This window comes from Desulfurivibrio alkaliphilus AHT 2 (assembly GCF_000092205.1).
Classification (GTDB): domain Bacteria; phylum Desulfobacterota; class Desulfobulbia; order Desulfobulbales; family Desulfurivibrionaceae; genus Desulfurivibrio; species Desulfurivibrio alkaliphilus.
In genome coordinates this window covers 2672133-2687641 of the sequence record NC_014216.1, presented here as the reverse complement: position 1 = coordinate 2687641, position 15509 = coordinate 2672133, and the positions used below count along the sequence as shown (strand labels likewise).

Here is a 15509-nt window from a genome sequence, read left to right as displayed (position 1 = left end):
AGGGGTTCATCAATGCTTAACATGGCAAAAACAGCTGGTTACGGAGTCCTGCTGCTCCTGCTTCTGTTCATCTTCAGCGCCTGCGCGGAAAACAAGAACGACGACGACAACGACATCGACAATGGTGAATTTGCCGATGTCGGCAGCATTACCCTGCTGGCCAGCAGCCCGGAGCTGCCTTCCGCCAGTACCCAGCCGGTAACCCTGGACGCCATCGTTTATGATACCGGCAACGTGCTGATGCAAGGGGTTACCGTCAGTTTTTCCATTGTCGATGGCTACAGCGGCAGCCTGGCGGTGGTCAACGCCACCACCGATGAGGCCGGCCGGGCCCAGGCCCTTCTTTCCACCCCCGGCGACAAGAGCAACCGAGAAATTCAGGTCAGGGCCCGCGCCGGGACCGTAAGTGACACGGTCAGCGTGATGGTCACCGGCACCGAGATCACTCTGCTCACCGCTCCTGGTACCGCCACCCATAACAGCACCATCCAACTGGAGGTGGCCCTGCGGGACTCAGCCGGAGCCGGAATTCAAGGCATTACCCTGGCCGCTGAATCGGCGGCGGAAAACGATATTGCAGAAATCGCCCCTACCAACGCCAGCGGCCGAACCACCATCGCCATAACAGTAACCAACGATGTAGAGGACACCATTACCATCAGCGGTGCTGGTACTGCCGTTACCCACACCTTTCAGGTTACGCCGGACATCTTTGTGTTTATTGCACCCACCGCAGCCGACGGCGAAGAATGGCCGGAACTGGAACTGGACGAAACCTACGAGGTAACACTCCAGTGGACCCATTCCGGTGCTCCCGTGGCAGGCGAAGAGATCAATTTTCACAGTGCGCGTGGCTCTCTTTTGCCGCCCACCGCCACGACCGATGCCGAAGGCAAAGCCACGGTCAACCTTACCGCCACCGGCGCCGACGGCGCTGGCCTGGCCAAAATCTCAGCTGAGCATCAAACGCAGCAGGCGACCACCGAAGTGCTGTTTGTCGCCACCGTCGCCGACTCCATGACCCTGCAGGCCGATCCAGCCATCATCGCCCCGGGGGAGCAAAGTGAAATTGTCGCCACCGTCCGTGACCCGTTAAACAACCTGGTTAAAAACAAGACCGTGAAATTTAGCTTGGCCGATAACACCAGCGGTGTAATCGACCCCATCTCAGCGATCACCGACCGCTACGGCCGGGCAAGAACCACTTACTATGCTGGCGATTCCTCCAGCGCCCTGGACGAAGCCGTGGAGATCACCGCCCAAGTATCCGATGCCCCAGCGGTTAACAAAACCGTTACTGTCACGGTCGGCGGCGCGCCTCTGTTTATTACCTTAGGCACCAGCAACGTGATCGGTGAATATGGCGAGCTTTCCTATGCCCTGCCTTACGGAGTGCTGGTAACTGACTCAGCCGGCGGTCCCGTAGCTGGAGCCAAGGTGACCCTCAGTATCTGGCCCACCCATTATTACAAGGGTTTTTACACCTGGGGTGGGAGTTACTGGGTGCCAACCACCACCGCTATTTGCGAAAATGAAGATGTAAACAGGGACGGTATTGAGGACGCCGGGGAAGACCAGAACAACAGTGGCAACCTGACCCCCGGCAACGTGGTAACCCTGTCCAACGAAGCGGGCACCGCCACCACCGTCGAGGTTATCACCGGCGATGACGGCTTTGGCCATTTTGATATCCGTTATTTCCGGGAACTGGGTCACTGGATCCGGGTGGAACTGACCGCCCGGGCCATGGTGGCCGGCAGCGAAGGCAAGAGAAGCCGCTATTTCCGCCTCCCCATGCTGGCCGATGACCTGAACGACAGTGGCATCAACCCACCCGGCAATCCCAGCCCTTTTGGTGAGTCAGGCAGTTGTTTTGACACGTTATAAAACACCCCCCGTCGACTACCCCAACAGAAAAGGCCGTGAACCAACCAGGTTCACGGCCTTTTTTCTTTTTGTTTCTTTATTTTTTTCTCTTACTGCTGCTGCGGGGCGACGCCTTCCTGCTGCTGTTGCTGCTGGCGGCGCGAGTTTTCATACAAAGCCAGGAAGTTGACCGGGTCCATCAGGAAGGGCATGAAGCCGCCGTCGGCGGTGGTCTGGCTGATGATCTGGCGGGTAAAGGGGAACAGAGTGGCCGGGCACTCTACGGCCAGCACCGCCGGCATGTGTTCGGCGGGGATGTTCTGGAGCAGGAAGACCGCGCCGTGTTCCACCTCAACGATGAACATGGTCTTGCCGGTTTTGTTGTTGGTCACCGTGGCGGTGATCTTGATGGTCACCTCATATTGATCGGCGCTTTCCAGCTTGCGATTTTCCAGCTTCAACTGCACATCGGCCTTGGGGTCCACCCCCTGCTCGGTAAAGATCCCCGGCGCGGTGGGGCTTTCAAAGGAAAGATCCTTGAGGTACATCTTCTGCAGTCGAAATACCGGGGCTGCAGCCTGTTGCTGGCCCTGGGCCTGGCCCTGACCTGCCGCCGCATCGCCTTTCTGTTCCTCGCTCATTGCTCATCTCCTTGCTCAGTCGGTTGTTCTTTTATGATTTCCGCAGGGTTAAGTCAGCATATATAGCGAATATTCACCCGAATGCCAAGCCTTACCTGTCAGCCCAGCAGTGGCTTGAGATAGCGGCCGGTATGTGATTCCGGGCAGGCCGCCACCTGTTCCGGGGGGCCGGCGGCCACCACCCGGCCACCGCCCTCGCCGCCTTCCGGGCCCAGGTCGATGAGGTAATCGGCGGTCTTGATCACATCCAGGTTGTGCTCGATCACCACCACCGTGTTGCCGCTCTCCACCAGGCGGTTCAAGACATGGAGCAGGTGCTCGATGTCGGCGGGATGGAGGCCGGTGGTGGGTTCGTCGAGGATATAGAGGGTGCGGCCGGTCTGGCGCTTGCTCAGCTCGCGGGACAGCTTGATCCGCTGGGCCTCGCCGCCGGAGAGGGTCACCGAGGACTGCCCTAGGGGCAGGTAGCCCAACCCCACCTCAAACAAGGTCTCCAGCTTGTTGCGGATGGTCGGCACGGCGCTGAAAAACTCCCGCCCCTCGGCCACCGTCATGGCCAGCACCTCGGCGATATTTTTATCCTTGTACCGGATATCCAGGGTTTCCTCGTTGTAGCGCTTGCCGTTACAGGCCTCGCAGGTCACGTACAGGTCGGGCAGAAAGTGCATGGCGATCTTGATCACCCCGTCGCCTTCACAGGCTTCGCAACGGCCGCCCTTGAGGTTGAAGCTGAAGCGGCCGGGCTTGTAGCCCCGGGCCCGGGCCTCCGGCAGGCGGGCAAAGAGTTCCCGCACCGGGGTCAGCACCCCGGTGTAGGTGGCGGGGTTGGAGCGCGGGGTGCGACCAATGGGGCTCTGGTCGATATCGATGACCTTGTCCAGTTGCTCCAGGCCGCTGATTTTTTTATACTCCCCCGGGGTCTCCCGGGAGCCGTAAAGGTGCCGGGCCACCGCTTTGTACAAGGTTTCGATGACCAGCGAAGACTTGCCCGAGCCCGAGACCCCGGTCACACAGGTAAAAAGGCCCAAAGGCAGCGCCACCTCCACGTTTTGCAGATTGTTGGCCGCCGCACCGTTAAGCTTGAGCCAGGCGCTTTTTTTCCCCGGCCGCCGGCGCTTGGCCGGTACCGCAATGGCCAGCCGCCCGGCAAGATAACCGCCGGTGAGCGACTCTTCCGCCGCCAGCAATCCGGTTACATCGCCGTTATAAACCACCCGCCCGCCATGCACCCCGGCACCGGGGCCCATGTCCAACACATGATCGGCAGCCCTGATGGTATCCTCGTCGTGTTCCACCACGATCACCGTGTTGCCCAGGTCCCGCAGCCGCAGCAGGGTGTTGATCAGCCGGCGGTTGTCCCGCTGGTGCAGGCCGATGCTGGGTTCATCGAGGATGTAGAGCACCCCCGCCAACCGCGCCCCGATCTGGGAGGCCAGCCGGATCCGCTGGGCCTCACCGCCGGAAAGGGTGGAGGCCCGCCGGGCCAGGGTGATGTAGCCCAGGCCCACGTCGTGGAGGAAGGTCAGCCGGTCGTGGATCTCCTTGATGATCCGGGCCGCCACCGGGGCCCTGGCCGGAGCGAACTCCAGGGCCGGCAGGGCGGCCAGCAGCTCTTCGATACTTAAGCTGCAAAGCCGGGCGATGGAGTAGTCGCCCACCGTTACCGCCAAGGCCTCGGGCCGCAGGCGGGCGCCTTGGCAGGCCGGGCAGGGCTGCTCGTTCATGTACTGCTCCAGCTCCTCGCGCACCGCCGCCGATTCGGTTTCCAGGTAGCGCCGGGTAAGCTGCGGCAGCAGCCCTTCAAAGGGCTTGCTGTGGGTGCGGCGGCGGCGGAAACGGGTGTAGCTGAAGGTAACGGGCTCAGGGCCGCTACCGTTAAAAATCAGCTCTTTGGCGGCCTGGGGCAGCCGGGCAAAGGGACGATCGGGGTCGAAGCCGTAACGCTCGGCCAGGGCCTTGATCAGGTTGCGGACGTAGGAGCCGGAACTGCGCCCGCTCCAGGGCAGCAACGCCCCCTGGTTGAGGCTGAGCTGGGGATCGGCCACCACACGTTCCGGGTCGAACACCTGCTTGACCCCCAGGCCGCCGCATTCCGGGCAGGCGCCTTTGGGGTTATTGAAGGAAAAGAGCTGGGGCGAGAGCTCCGGCAGGCTACGGCCGCAACTGACGCAGGCGGCCAGTTCGCTGAACAGCCGCTCCTGCTCGCTGCCGGCCAGCTCGGGAAAGTGGACCAGCAACTTGCCCTCGGCCAGGTGCAGGGCGGTGGCCACCGAGTCGGCCAGCCGCCGGGCCACCCCCTCCTTGATGATCAGGCGATCCACCACCGCTTCGATGGTGTGTTTTTTGGTTTTGGCCAGGGTGATCTCCTGGTCAAGGCCGATTATTTCGCCATCGATCCGGGCCCGGACAAAGCCGTCCCGGCGCAGTTTTTGTAACACCGCCTGGTGTTCGCCCTTTTTATCGTCAATCAGCGGGGCCAGCAGGATCAGTTTGCTGCCCTCGGGGTAGCCCAGCAGGGTTTTGACCATGTCCTGCAAGGACTGGGGCTGGATGGCCTCGCCGCAATGGGGGCAGTGGGCCTGGCCCACCCGGGCGAACAGCAGGCGCAAGTGGTCGTAAATCTCGGTGATGGTGCCCACGGTGGAGCGGGGGTTGCGGCTGGTGGTGCGCTGCTCGATGGATACCGCCGGCGAGAGCCCTTCCAGCAGGTCCACATCGGGCTTGTCCATCTGGCCCAGGAACTGGCGGGCGTAGGTGGAAAGCGATTCCACGTAGCGCCGCTGCCCTTCGGCATACAGGGTGTCGAAGGCCAGCGAAGACTTGCCGGAGCCCGACAGGCCGCTGAAGACCACCAGGCGGTTGCGGGGCAGATCGACGTCGATATTTTGCAGATTGTGCATCCGGGCGCCCCGGATGCGGAGATATTGCGGTTCCATTAAATAATTCTCAACGGGCTTATGACCGTAGTTTTTGGGGTTGTGGCCAGGGGGTGGGAGCCGGAAAAACCGGTAGCGGCTCATTCTCGGCGGGCATCCATGCCCGCCTCCGAGGCGCTGGCGGCCTCCTGCGCGTCCATGCGCCCGGCCGCCAGCGAACCCGCCGCTACCGGTTTTCCCGGCCCCCGTCCAGGATTCACGTAGCTTGCATCTTGCCCTCTTGAGCCTACATCTTTTTTACGCTTTCCAGGGCGTCACCTCTTTGCAGGCGGGCGGCGAAGAAGCCGTCCAGGCCCGTTTCAGGGGTGGAGCGCAAGTATCCCTCGTCGTCAACCAGAGTGGCGGCCGGCGGCGGCAGCCAGGGGCGGGGATCGGTCACCTCCAGCTCCGGGTGACGGCTTGTTAGCGCCTGGATTACCTCCCGGTTTTCCTCGGGCTCATTGCTGCAGACCGCGTAGACCAGCACCCCGCCTGGGGCCAGCAGCTTGGCCGCCTGGTCGAGCAGGGCAATTTGTTGCTTGCAGTAACGCGGCAGATCCTCGGGTTGCCGGTTCCAGCGGATGTCCGGGTGCCGCCGAACCACGCCCAAGCCGGAGCAAGGAGCATCCAGCAATATACCCTGGAAGGCGGGGGCAACGGAAGCTGAATCAAGCAGGCGGGCGAAGCTTGCCAGGGTTTGCGGGCAGAGCAGCAGCGGTGCGGGCTTCCCGGCGGCGGCCGTCTGCAGGCGGCGGGCAAGTTCTTCAGGGGGGCCGTCCGGCGGTAATTTAAAAAATTTGTGGCCCAGGCGAGCCAGGTTTTCAGCAAGAAGCGCAAAACGGCCGGTGTGGGGCTCCAGTGCTACCAGCCTGCTTTCTGCCGGTAAAAGCTCGGCCAGATGCGCGGTTTTGCCTCCCAAGCCGGCGCAGGCATCAAGGAATAACGCCCCCGGTTCCGGGTCGGGTTCCTTTTGCAGCAGCATGGTTACCAGTTGCGCCGCTTCATCTTGGACGGCAAACCAGCCCTCGTTAAAACCGGGCAACTCTTCCACCCGGCCATGGTATGAAGGCAGGCGCAAGGCCGCCGGGGCGAAAGTGCTCTCCTCCACTTCGATCCCGTTGTGTTGCAACTGCTCAGCCAGGGTCGCGCAGTTGATTTTGGCGGTATTGACCCGCAGTACCAGGGGAGGCGGCTGGTTTTCCGCCCGGCTGCGATGGTAAGCCCTTTCCTGCCCTAATTGCTGCTCACGGCGTTGCCGCAGCCAGGCCGGGACGCTGAGCCAATCGCACTGCTCGGCGGCCAGGCGCAACAGCTCCGCCCGCTCCCGGGCCGCATTGCGCAGCAATCCATTGACAAAACCGGTAATCCAGCGAGGCTGGCGGGCCGCCTTGAGGGCGCGGATGGTTTCATCAATGGCCGCCGCCGGCGGCAGGCGGTCAAAATAGAGCAGTTGCGCCAGCCCCAAGCGCAAGGCCGCCAGGGTAAGGGGTTTCATTTTGGCCAGCGGGTGCTTGGCGTAGCGGGCCACGACATGGTCGAGAAAACCCCGGCGGCGCAGCACCTCATAAACCAGCGCCCGCACCAGTTGCCGGTCACGGCGATCGGAAGGCCAGCGCCGGGCGGGATACTCCGCCAGCACCTGGTCCAGGGGACGATTTTGCTGTTCCTGCTGCAGCAGTATTTCCAGCGCCACCTGCCGAGGGCGTAAACCCTCTCCAGCCGCCGTAGGTGAAGATGATCGATTCTTTTTCATAAGGCGATTACAGAACCTTGGCGACCGCAGGCGCGATCGCGGCGAAAGGAAAAGAAGTTGGGGTTGCAGCGGGTGCAGATTTCCGCCGCTTCTATGTTGCCTGGCAACACCCCGGCAGAGAGCAGTTGCTCCCGGCTGATGGCCCAGAAATCGAAATAGTTTTCCCGCACCTGGTAGGCTTGAAAGGCCGGGGGTAACTCACGGTGATGGTTGACGAACTCGGCGCAGCAGGGGCCGAGGGAAGGGCTGATGGCGGCCTGCAGGTCGGTGGGGGCGGTGTTGAAGCGCTCAGCCATCACCTTGATAGTGACGGCAATGATGTTCAAAGCGCTGCCCCGCCAGCCGGCATGAATATTGGCCACCACCCTCCGCTGCGGGTCATGGAGCATTATCGCCTGGCAATCGGCCTGGCAGATCAGCAGCCCCACGCCGGGCAGGTTGCTGACCAGGGCGTCGCAGTCGGCTATCTCTTGGTCCACCTCCGGCCTCTCGGCCACCACCGCCACCCGATCGCCGTGCACTTGGCCGGCCGAGACCAGCAGTTCAAGCCCCAGGGCCTGGCCCATGCGGCGGCGGTTTTCCGCCACCCGTTGCGGTTCATCCCCCACCGCCGCCCCGACATTCAAATCGGCCAGGGCGCCGTGGCTCACCCCGCCCCAACGGCCAAACGAGCCATGCACCGGGGCCGTTGCCAATCCAGCCAGATTACGATAACGAATAATATTCATCGTCTAACCAAAAAAATGAAGCAGGTTCGGGGACCCATGCCCAAACCTGCTTCATAAAGGAACTGCTATTGGCTGGCAAGAGTTTTTACTACAGCTCTTTCTCCAGTTTAACGCTGATGGCCACCTTGTAAAGAATGGTCAGGATCAGGAAGCCGGTGGCCCAGACGGCGGCGGTGATACCCAGCTCAGGAATGGTGGGATAGTACTGGGTTACCTGGCCCATGGGGTTGGGGACAAAGCCGCCCAGCACCATGCCCAGGCCCTTGTCGATCCACAGCGACAGGAAGATCAGACCGCAGGAAATCCCCAGCAGCAGGTCCGATTTTTTCGAGCGGGCGTAAAAAATCATGGCAATACCGATGAGTCCGATCACCACCGAGGCCTGCATGTAGGGCACCAGGTTGTTGAAGATGCTGCCGTCCTTCTCCAAGCCGAAGAAGAGATAATCCTTGGTGTACATCTTACTCGGGTACTGGCTGTAGTAAGCGCTGAAGAACTCACAGGCCAGGAAGAAGAAGTTGATGATGGCGGCGTATGAAATAATGGTCACCAGCTTATCCTTGGCCACCTGGCCTACCCGGAAAAGGGTGTTGCGCTCGATGATCAGAGCGATGATCAGCAACAGGGCCGGACCGGCGGCAAAGGCCGAGGCCAGAAAGCGCGGCGCCAGGATGGCGGTGAGCCAGTAATCGCGGCCGGGCAGACCGGCATACAGAAAGGCGGTAACGGTATGGATACTGATGGCCCAGGGAATGGAAAGGTAGATAAAGGGCTTGACCCAGTTGGAGTACTTGACCCCTTTGTACTCGGAGTGAAGAATGGCCCAGCCGCAGATCAGGTTGAGGGCCAGGTAGCCGTTAAGCACCACCATATCCCAGAACAGCATGGATTGCGGGGTGGGGTGCAGCAGCACGTTGAGGGCCCGCATGGGCTGGCCCAGGTCGGCGATGATAAACATCAGACACATCACCACCGCGGCGATGGCCATGAATTCGCCGAGGATGGTAATCCGCCCGAATTCCTTGTAGTTATGCAGATAATAGGGGAGCACCAGCATCAAGCCGCCGGCGGCGACCCCGACCAGGAAGGTAAACTGGGAGATGTACAAGCCCCAGGATACGTCCCGGCTCATGCCGGTGATTCCCAAACCGTAGTTCCACTGCTGCACGTAGAACATGCCCCCGATGGCGATGACCGCCAGCAGACACGCTATCCACGTCCAGTATCCTTTACTCCCCTGAAACGCTTTTTCAATCATGACGGCTCACCTTAAATGATATAGAAGACGGATGGATAGGTTCCCAGGGACGGTCGCCGCTGAATGGTGAACTTCTCGCGCAGCACCCGGCTGACCTCGGAGTTGGGGTCGTTGAGATCGCCAAAAAACATGGCCTCTGCTCCGGCCGCCTCTTCCACACAGGCAGGTAGCTTGCCTTGGGCCAGCCGCTTGCTGCAGAAGTTACACTTTTCCACCACGCCCATGGTTCGGGCCGGGTAATCGGGATTAAGCTCGCGGATAAAGGAGCGGCCGTGCTCATCCATACCCCGCGGATCGCGCCAGTTAAAACTCCGGGCGCCGTAGGGACAGGCCGCCATGCAGAAACGGCAGCCGATGCAGCGGTGGTAATCCATCCCCACTATCCCGTCGGCCTTTTTGAAGGTCGCCTTGGTGGGGCAGGCCCGCACGCAGGGCGGATTGTCGCAGTGGTTGCACAGGGTCAGCACCGGCATGCCCTGGAGGTGCTGGGCCTGGCGGTAATGGGTATCCTTGACAAAGACATGCTCGAAGCGATCGGTCCACAGCCACTTGATCTCATCCTTGGGGTTGCCGAACTCCGGCACGTTATGGATCTGGTGGCAGACCCTGATGCAGCGCCGGGCCAGGTCTTGGTCATCGAGAAACTTCTGGATATCAATCACCATGCCCAAGCGGACACCGGTCTTCTCTTTTTTGGTGCCGGCCCTTCTCAGGCCGGCGGCCTCGGCCTCGCCGCGCAGCAGCGAGTGAAAGGCGGTGGATGAGCCAACCCCGGCGACCGCCGCACAGCCCGCAAGTTTAAGAAAATCTCGCCTGTCCTTCTTCATCTTAGATGGCCTCCTTGGTCGGTTCGAGATGACAAGCCCAGCAGTCGGGGACCACGGCGGTGTAGTCATGGCACTGGTCGCAGAAGTTTTTCTTGTCGTAGTGACAGCTCATACAACCCTGCTGCAGACTGCGCTGGTACTGCATGCCGCTGGCGGTCACCCCGGAGCGGGGCCCGCTTTTACGGAGAATGTCGTCGCGCCATTCGTGCAGCAGCACCATATGGCTCTCGCGCATGTACTGAGCGTCGCGTACGCATTCGGTATGTTCAGTGGGCAGCACCAGCACCGGCGGCTGCTGGGCCTTGCCGGCGTTGTACCAGATGGGAAAGGTCATCAGGCCGACAAAGATGATCAATGCTGGAATGATTCGTCCGCTTCCGTACATGTTTTAACCCTCCATTCCCGGCAGGGGTTCGCCCCGCAGGTCCGTTTCCCGCTCTTTTTCTCCCTCCATGATGAGGGCGTTGCCGACCAGTTCCGAAATACCGCAAACCTGCACTTCCGGATTCCAGTATTGATTGAGGGCCAGCAAGGTGGCCCGGTCAATGGCGCAAACATTGGCGAGCATGTTGACCCCATGGCGCTCGGCCACGTACTTGACCGCGTTGGCCCGGGGCAATCCGGCGCGCATCCGCAAATCCATGATCTCGCCGGTATTGAGGCCGGTACCGCTGCCGCAGCAGAAGGTCTTTTCCCGGATGGTGTTTTCCGGCATTTCGTAAAAGTTGTTGCAGACGCTGTTGATGATGTAGCGGGGCTCTTCCAGCAAGCCCATGCCGCGGGAGGTGTTGCAGGAATCGTGGAAGGTCACGATCCGGTTGTCGTTGCGGTTTTTGTCGATTTTCAGCTTGCCTTGGTGGATCAGGTCGGCGGTAAACTCACTGATATGCACCATCCTGGTGGCGGCGGCATTTTCAAAGACCGTACCGGTGATGGGGCTCTTGGGTATTTCCAGGAAATCCGCCGGACCGTTCATGGTGTTCATGTACTGGTGAACGACCCGCCACATATGGCCGCACTCACCGCCCAGGATCCACTTCACGCCCAGGCGCTTGGCCTCGGCGTACATCTTGCCGTTGAGCTTTTTCATCAACTGGTTGTTAGTGAACAACCCGAAGTTACCGCCTTCCGAAGAGTAAGTGCTGATGGTGTAATCAAGGCCGATATGCTCGAAGAGCATGATGTAGCCCATGAAGGTGAAGATGCCAGGGTCGGCGAAGACATCCGCCGAGGGGATGATGAAGAGAACCTCGGCCCCTTTGCGGTTGAAAGTGAGATTGTTGAGCTTTACCCCGGTGGCCTCTTCAATGTCGTCGAGCAGGAACTCGGCGTTTTCCTTGAAGGTGTGGGGCTGCAGGCCCAGGTGGTTGCCGGTGCGGTTGGAGTTGGCCGCCGGCTCGAGAATCCAGTTGGTGTTGACCCCCACCAGATGCAGCAATTCCCGGCCCATCATGGTCACCTCGGCGGTGTCGATGCCGTAGGGGCAGAAGACCGAGCAGCGCCGGCACTCGGTACACTGGTAGAAGTACATGAACCATTCCTTCAACACCTTGAAGGTCATGGGCCGGGCCCCGGCGATCTGGCCCAGAATTTTGCCGGCGGTGGTGAAGTCGTTGCGGTATACCGAGCGGAAAAGCTCGGCCCGCAGCACCGGCATGTTCTTGGGATCACCGGTGCCCAGGAAGAAGTGGCACTTGTCGGCGCAAGCCCCGCAGCGGACACAGCAGTCCATGAATATCTTGAGGGAGCGGAACTTATCCAGCCGCTCCTTGATGCCGTTGATGATGATCTCCTTCCAGTTTTCCGGCAAGGCCCAGTCATCACTTTCAATATCCCAGTCGCGGGGTTCGCCGAACAGTCCGGGAAGATTCTTGCCGTGGTACTCGGCAATGCTCTTCTTGGCCGGGTAGCAGTAATTGCCGGGCTTAAAGATCGCCTCCACATCCCACCAGTCGTGGGTGGGGACGGCGCCGGTCATCAGGGACGGCTCCGTGACCACCTTAACCTTCATTTCTGCTGCTTTGGTATCTGCCATTGTCGTCGTTCCTTATCTGAAGATTTTATGCACTGTCGGCAAGGCCGGATCACGCCTTTGGCTCTTCCGTGGGAGCAGCCTCCTCGGCTTCCGGCTCAGCGGTAGCCGGTTCCGGCTGCTTTTCCACCGGCAGGTCGGCATCTACCATGAACTGGCGGAACTCATCCTCGTAAGAAGCGTAAGAGTGGGGCTTAATGTTGGGATCGTTCCACGGATTCTCATGGCGCACCATCCGGCTGTTGTTGGCCATGTTGCGGGTGGGGCTCATGAAGACCCCGCCAAGGTGCATCAGCTTGCTGAAGGGGAAGTAAGCCAGCAGCACACAGACCAGGAAGATGTGAACGAAGAAGATGGCGCCGATTTGTCCTTCAATGCTGGGCGAGAAGGTTACCAGCCCCATGGTCAGCTCCTTGACGGAGACGATATCGACCCGGAAGACATGGCGCATCAGGATCCCGCTCAAGCCGATGCCGAAGATCAGCAGCAGCGGGAAGTAGTCGGCGGGCAGCGAGATGTAGCGCAGGTAGGGGCGCACCACCCGGCGCAGGAAGAGGAAGGTCACCGCCGCCAGCAGGATGAAGCTGCTCTGGTAGATGGTGGTGGCGCCCACTTCCAGAAAACCGTCGGCAAATTCCAGCATTGGCACGAAGCCGGCGATGGGGTCGGTAAAAAGCCGCATGTGGCGCAGGATAATGACCAGGAAGCTGTAGTGGAACAACAAGGCAAAAAGCCAGAGCCACTTATTGGAGCCATAAGCCAGGGTCGGGCCGTCATGAATGGAGGCCCGGGTGTTGCGGAACAGCGAGCGGAACAGCAGCACCTCGAGCAGCATCCGGCCCACTACCTGGCCCTTGGTGGTGGGGCAGTCAAGCTTGTTCTGCTTGATGAAGGGCAGCGAATTTTCCTGCCCGCAGGTGGTGGGGATCCGGAAAGGCACCGGTGATTTGGCCCAATACACCACCTTGTAGATAAAGCCGCCCAGAAAAATGGCAAATGCCAGGTAGGGCAGCACTATCCCGAGCAGGCTTTGCCCGCCAGGCACCTGGGCCACCACCAGGGCGACCAGGACCAGTGCCACGACCGCGATAAAGGCTTTCAGGACTCTCATTGACCATTACCTCGCTTCGTTGCTTTGAGTATGAAGAGGTTGAACATCCGCCATTAACTGCGTGGTTTTATCCACCAGCCCGGCTGACGGGCAGCCGTGCTTGGTAAGCATATGATTCATGGTTTTAATTTCGTTGAGGTGGGCCTGAAAAAGGCGCTCCCGGCTGGCCATGTAGAGGTCGAAAACCACCAGGGCAAGCTGGTCGAGGGTGTCGTGGAAGTTGGCCCACTCTTCCTGGCTGACCGTCAGATCGCGCTGTTTGCCGACGGCGTGGCGGACCACGGCCTTAAGGTCGTAGATGAACCCCACCGCCGAAGCCGGGGTAAAGGTCTGCACGGCGCGGATCTTGATGAAGGTCTCCAGTTCGGCCTTGAGCCGCTGAAGGTCCACTTCCGGTTGATCAAAAAGCAGGGAATAGATGGCGGTTAGCGTGTGGCGGGTGTTGTAGCCCACCGGGTTGGCAAAACGGTCCTGCTCGCCCTTGAATATGGTGGCGGCATCTCCGGCATAGCTGTCAAGAACCCGGTCAACCCAGCGATCTTGCAACTCCCCCTTGTTCTCGGCTAGAAATTGCTCCAGCGTCATCCCCCTGATTCCTCCCTCTCCCTCTGTTTTCCGCTCCCCACTTGCCCAAAAGCAAGGCCCAAGCGGCTATTCTGAATACCGGTTCAGAAATTAAGAGGCATTGGTAGCACGTTCGACCGGGGATTTCAAGACAAAAAAGGAGGGTAGGGAAAACAAAAAAACCGGTGCCTCAGGTGCGGGTGTCGACCAGCAGGCCCGCTTCGTCTTCCAGGTTGCGGAGCAGGGTCGGCAATTCATCAAGGGTAATGACAAGATCGGCCGCCAGCTGGCACATTGTGTTATCGGTGCAATCGTAGACGTCCAGGTGGAAACCATCTTCACGCCGGGACAGAACCAACCGCAAAAAAATACCCTGTTCCTCGAACTTGCGGTTGGCGTGCCGAACCTGGCGGCGCACTTCCTGCTCCTGTTCGGCGTTCAAATTCCGGGGCCGGGGCGCCGACTGCTGCTCCCCTCCCCGGTTCCGGTTCCATTCCCGCCTGAAAGCACCGATGCGGGCCACCGCCGGCACCGGGTCCACTTCCTCAACCCGGCGTCGTTTGCGGAACGGGTCCACCGGTAACACCCGGGGAAATTTGTATTCGTCGGAAATAACCATACCAGCCACCCGAATTAGATGGGATCGCAAAAAGTCCGCCCATGGACTTCTGGCGAAGTCATCAAGTTTTGGCTTTCTGTTTAACTGATCGGCAATAACCCCCGGTTGGTTCAGTTTTTTTCAACAGCTCAAATTTCTATTTCCATACCCTCTTGGGCCATGAAAATTTCCAGGCCATCTTCCCGGTCGCAATAGTTGGCTGCCAAATCATCGAGTTGGGCGTCGGTGCGCTCGGGGTCGTGATGAAAAAGGGCCAGGCTTTTTACGCCTGCCCGGCGCGCCACGGCAATGGCCCGTTCGAAACTGGAGTGCCCCCAGCCCAGCTTGCCGGCCAGATACTCTTGTTCGGTGTACTGGCTGTCGTGAATCAGCAGATCGGCCCCGGCAAAGAACTCTTCATGGAGCCGGTTCTGTTCCGCCGCCACCTCTTCACCTTCCCGAGCCATCTCGGCGTCATAGCCGGGGGCGGCGGGGTCGGTGACAAAGAGGTTCCGGTAGGGCTCGGTGTCGTAGGCCGTACACAGCACCTTACCGCCATACTCAATGCGATAACCCAGGCAAAGCACAGGGTGATTGAGGTAACGGGTAACCAGGCTGACCCCGTCCCCCAGGTCCAGGCGGCCTTCCTTAAGCTCGACGTAATTGATGGTTGCGGCCAGCTCGGCCTCCCGCACCGGGAAATAGCGGTAGGTCAACTGCCCGCCGACGATACCCTGGAGGGTGTCTTCCTCGTAGCTTACCGGCCCGTAAATGGTCAGCTTGTTACCGGGCACATAGATGGGCACGAAAAAGGGGAAACCCATGATATGGTCCCAGTGGGTGTGGGTTAGAAAGATGGAGGCGTCGATGGGGCCACGGGCAAAATCCCGGGCCATCATCTGGTTGCCCAGACTGCGCAGGCCGCTGCCGGCGTCGATGATCAGCAAGCGATCATCCAGCTCGGGAAAACGGATCTCCAGGCAGGCGGTATTACCGCCGTAACGAACGGTTTCCGGACCCGGGCAAGGCACCGAACCCCGCACCCCCCAGAATTTCAGCCTGATCTTCATAAGCTCTCCTTTATTGGTAACCGTGCTTCAGAGGCACTAACCTACCGGTTCAACGGGCGGTAAGCGTTCAGCAGTGCCGCAGGTTCGGGCAAGCAGCCAGGTGCAGCGTACCCCTGTACGTAAGCCTGGCTGATCGCCCGAAGATG

The 15509-nt window shown here is 60.3% G+C and carries 13 protein-coding genes; 1 reads left to right on the top strand and 12 read right to left on the bottom strand.

Annotated features, from left to right (window positions below):
- Positions 1–12 precede the first annotated feature (12 nt).
- Positions 13–1887 carry an Ig-like domain-containing protein gene (locus tag DAAHT2_RS11715; RefSeq protein WP_013164486.1) on the top strand — a complete coding sequence of 625 codons (1875 nt, stop codon included), beginning with the start codon at positions 13–15 and terminating at the stop codon, positions 1885–1887.
- 89 nt (positions 1888–1976) lie between these two features.
- Here DAAHT2_RS11715 and secB read toward each other — a convergent pair whose 3' ends face one another.
- From secB to DAAHT2_RS11655, 12 genes are all read right to left on the bottom strand, one after another.
- A complete protein-coding gene (gene secB, locus DAAHT2_RS11710; protein WP_013164485.1) occupies positions 1977–2507 on the bottom strand; it encodes a protein-export chaperone SecB in 531 nt (176 codons plus the stop codon).
- Positions 2508–2605: 98 nt separating this feature from the next.
- On the bottom strand, positions 2606–5443 hold the full coding sequence (gene uvrA / locus DAAHT2_RS11705; RefSeq protein WP_013164484.1) for an excinuclease ABC subunit UvrA: 2838 nt from the start codon (positions 5441–5443) through the stop codon (positions 2606–2608).
- 226 nt (positions 5444–5669) lie between these two features.
- A complete protein-coding gene (locus DAAHT2_RS11700) occupies positions 5670–7115 on the bottom strand; it encodes an RsmB/NOP family class I SAM-dependent RNA methyltransferase (RefSeq protein WP_041719001.1) in 1446 nt (481 codons plus the stop codon).
- Between the two features lie 56 nt (positions 7116–7171).
- Positions 7172–7903 (bottom strand): peptidoglycan editing factor PgeF, encoded by a 732-nt coding sequence (pgeF, locus tag DAAHT2_RS11695; RefSeq protein WP_013164482.1) that lies wholly within the window; start codon positions 7901–7903, stop codon positions 7172–7174.
- A gap of 88 nt (positions 7904–7991) precedes the next feature.
- Positions 7992–9161 (bottom strand): sulfate reduction electron transfer complex DsrMKJOP subunit DsrP, encoded by a 1170-nt coding sequence (gene dsrP / locus DAAHT2_RS11690; protein WP_013164481.1) that lies wholly within the window; start codon positions 9159–9161, stop codon positions 7992–7994.
- An 11-nt stretch (positions 9162–9172) separates the two neighbouring features.
- The gene (gene dsrO / locus DAAHT2_RS11685) at positions 9173–9988 is read right to left on the bottom strand and encodes a sulfate reduction electron transfer complex DsrMKJOP subunit DsrO (RefSeq protein WP_013164480.1); all 816 of its coding nucleotides are present in this window, start codon (positions 9986–9988) and stop codon (positions 9173–9175) included.
- Position 9989: 1 nt separating this feature from the next.
- Complete coding sequence (gene dsrJ / locus DAAHT2_RS11680; protein ID WP_013164479.1) at positions 9990–10373, bottom strand: sulfate reduction electron transfer complex DsrMKJOP subunit DsrJ; 384 nt, start codon at positions 10371–10373, stop codon at positions 9990–9992.
- A 3-nt stretch (positions 10374–10376) separates the two neighbouring features.
- Entirely contained in the window at positions 10377–12023 is a 1647-nt protein-coding gene (dsrK, locus tag DAAHT2_RS11675) for a sulfate reduction electron transfer complex DsrMKJOP subunit DsrK (RefSeq protein WP_013164478.1), read from the bottom strand.
- Positions 12024–12072: 49 nt separating this feature from the next.
- Entirely contained in the window at positions 12073–13131 is a 1059-nt protein-coding gene (gene dsrM, locus DAAHT2_RS11670) for a sulfate reduction electron transfer complex DsrMKJOP subunit DsrM (RefSeq protein ID WP_013164477.1), read from the bottom strand.
- Positions 13132–13137: 6 nt separating this feature from the next.
- On the bottom strand, positions 13138–13716 hold the full coding sequence (locus DAAHT2_RS11665; RefSeq protein ID WP_013164476.1) for an RsbRD N-terminal domain-containing protein: 579 nt from the start codon (positions 13714–13716) through the stop codon (positions 13138–13140).
- Between the two features lie 169 nt (positions 13717–13885).
- Entirely contained in the window at positions 13886–14314 is a 429-nt protein-coding gene (locus DAAHT2_RS11660; protein WP_013164475.1) for a hypothetical protein, read from the bottom strand.
- A 128-nt stretch (positions 14315–14442) separates the two neighbouring features.
- Positions 14443–15363, bottom strand: a complete 921-nt coding sequence (locus tag DAAHT2_RS11655) for an MBL fold metallo-hydrolase (RefSeq protein ID WP_013164474.1) — start codon at positions 15361–15363, stop codon at positions 14443–14445.
- Positions 15364–15509 lie beyond the last annotated feature (146 nt).

Bases quoted from the DNA above. Each gene is read 5' to 3' on its own strand.
- DAAHT2_RS11715 (WP_013164486.1), top strand. From the start codon at position 13: ATGCTTAACATGGCAAAAACAGCTGGTTACGGAGTCCTGCTGCTCCTG.
- secB (WP_013164485.1), bottom strand. From the start codon at position 2,507: ATGAGCGAGGAACAGAAAGGCGATGCGGCGGCAGGTCAGGGCCAGGCC.
- uvrA (WP_013164484.1), bottom strand. From the start codon at position 5,443: ATGGAACCGCAATATCTCCGCATCCGGGGCGCCCGGATGCACAATCTG.
- pgeF (WP_013164482.1), bottom strand. From the start codon at position 7,903: ATGAATATTATTCGTTATCGTAATCTGGCTGGATTGGCAACGGCCCCG.
- dsrP (WP_013164481.1), bottom strand. From the start codon at position 9,161: ATGATTGAAAAAGCGTTTCAGGGGAGTAAAGGATACTGGACGTGGATA.
- dsrO (WP_013164480.1), bottom strand. From the start codon at position 9,988: ATGAAGAAGGACAGGCGAGATTTTCTTAAACTTGCGGGCTGTGCGGCG.
- dsrJ (WP_013164479.1), bottom strand. From the start codon at position 10,373: ATGTACGGAAGCGGACGAATCATTCCAGCATTGATCATCTTTGTCGGC.
- dsrK (WP_013164478.1), bottom strand. From the start codon at position 12,023: ATGGCAGATACCAAAGCAGCAGAAATGAAGGTTAAGGTGGTCACGGAG.
- dsrM (WP_013164477.1), bottom strand. From the start codon at position 13,131: ATGAGAGTCCTGAAAGCCTTTATCGCGGTCGTGGCACTGGTCCTGGTC.
- DAAHT2_RS11665 (WP_013164476.1), bottom strand. From the start codon at position 13,716: ATGACGCTGGAGCAATTTCTAGCCGAGAACAAGGGGGAGTTGCAAGAT.
- DAAHT2_RS11660 (WP_013164475.1), bottom strand. From the start codon at position 14,314: ATGGTTATTTCCGACGAATACAAATTTCCCCGGGTGTTACCGGTGGAC.
- DAAHT2_RS11655 (WP_013164474.1), bottom strand. From the start codon at position 15,363: ATGAAGATCAGGCTGAAATTCTGGGGGGTGCGGGGTTCGGTGCCTTGC.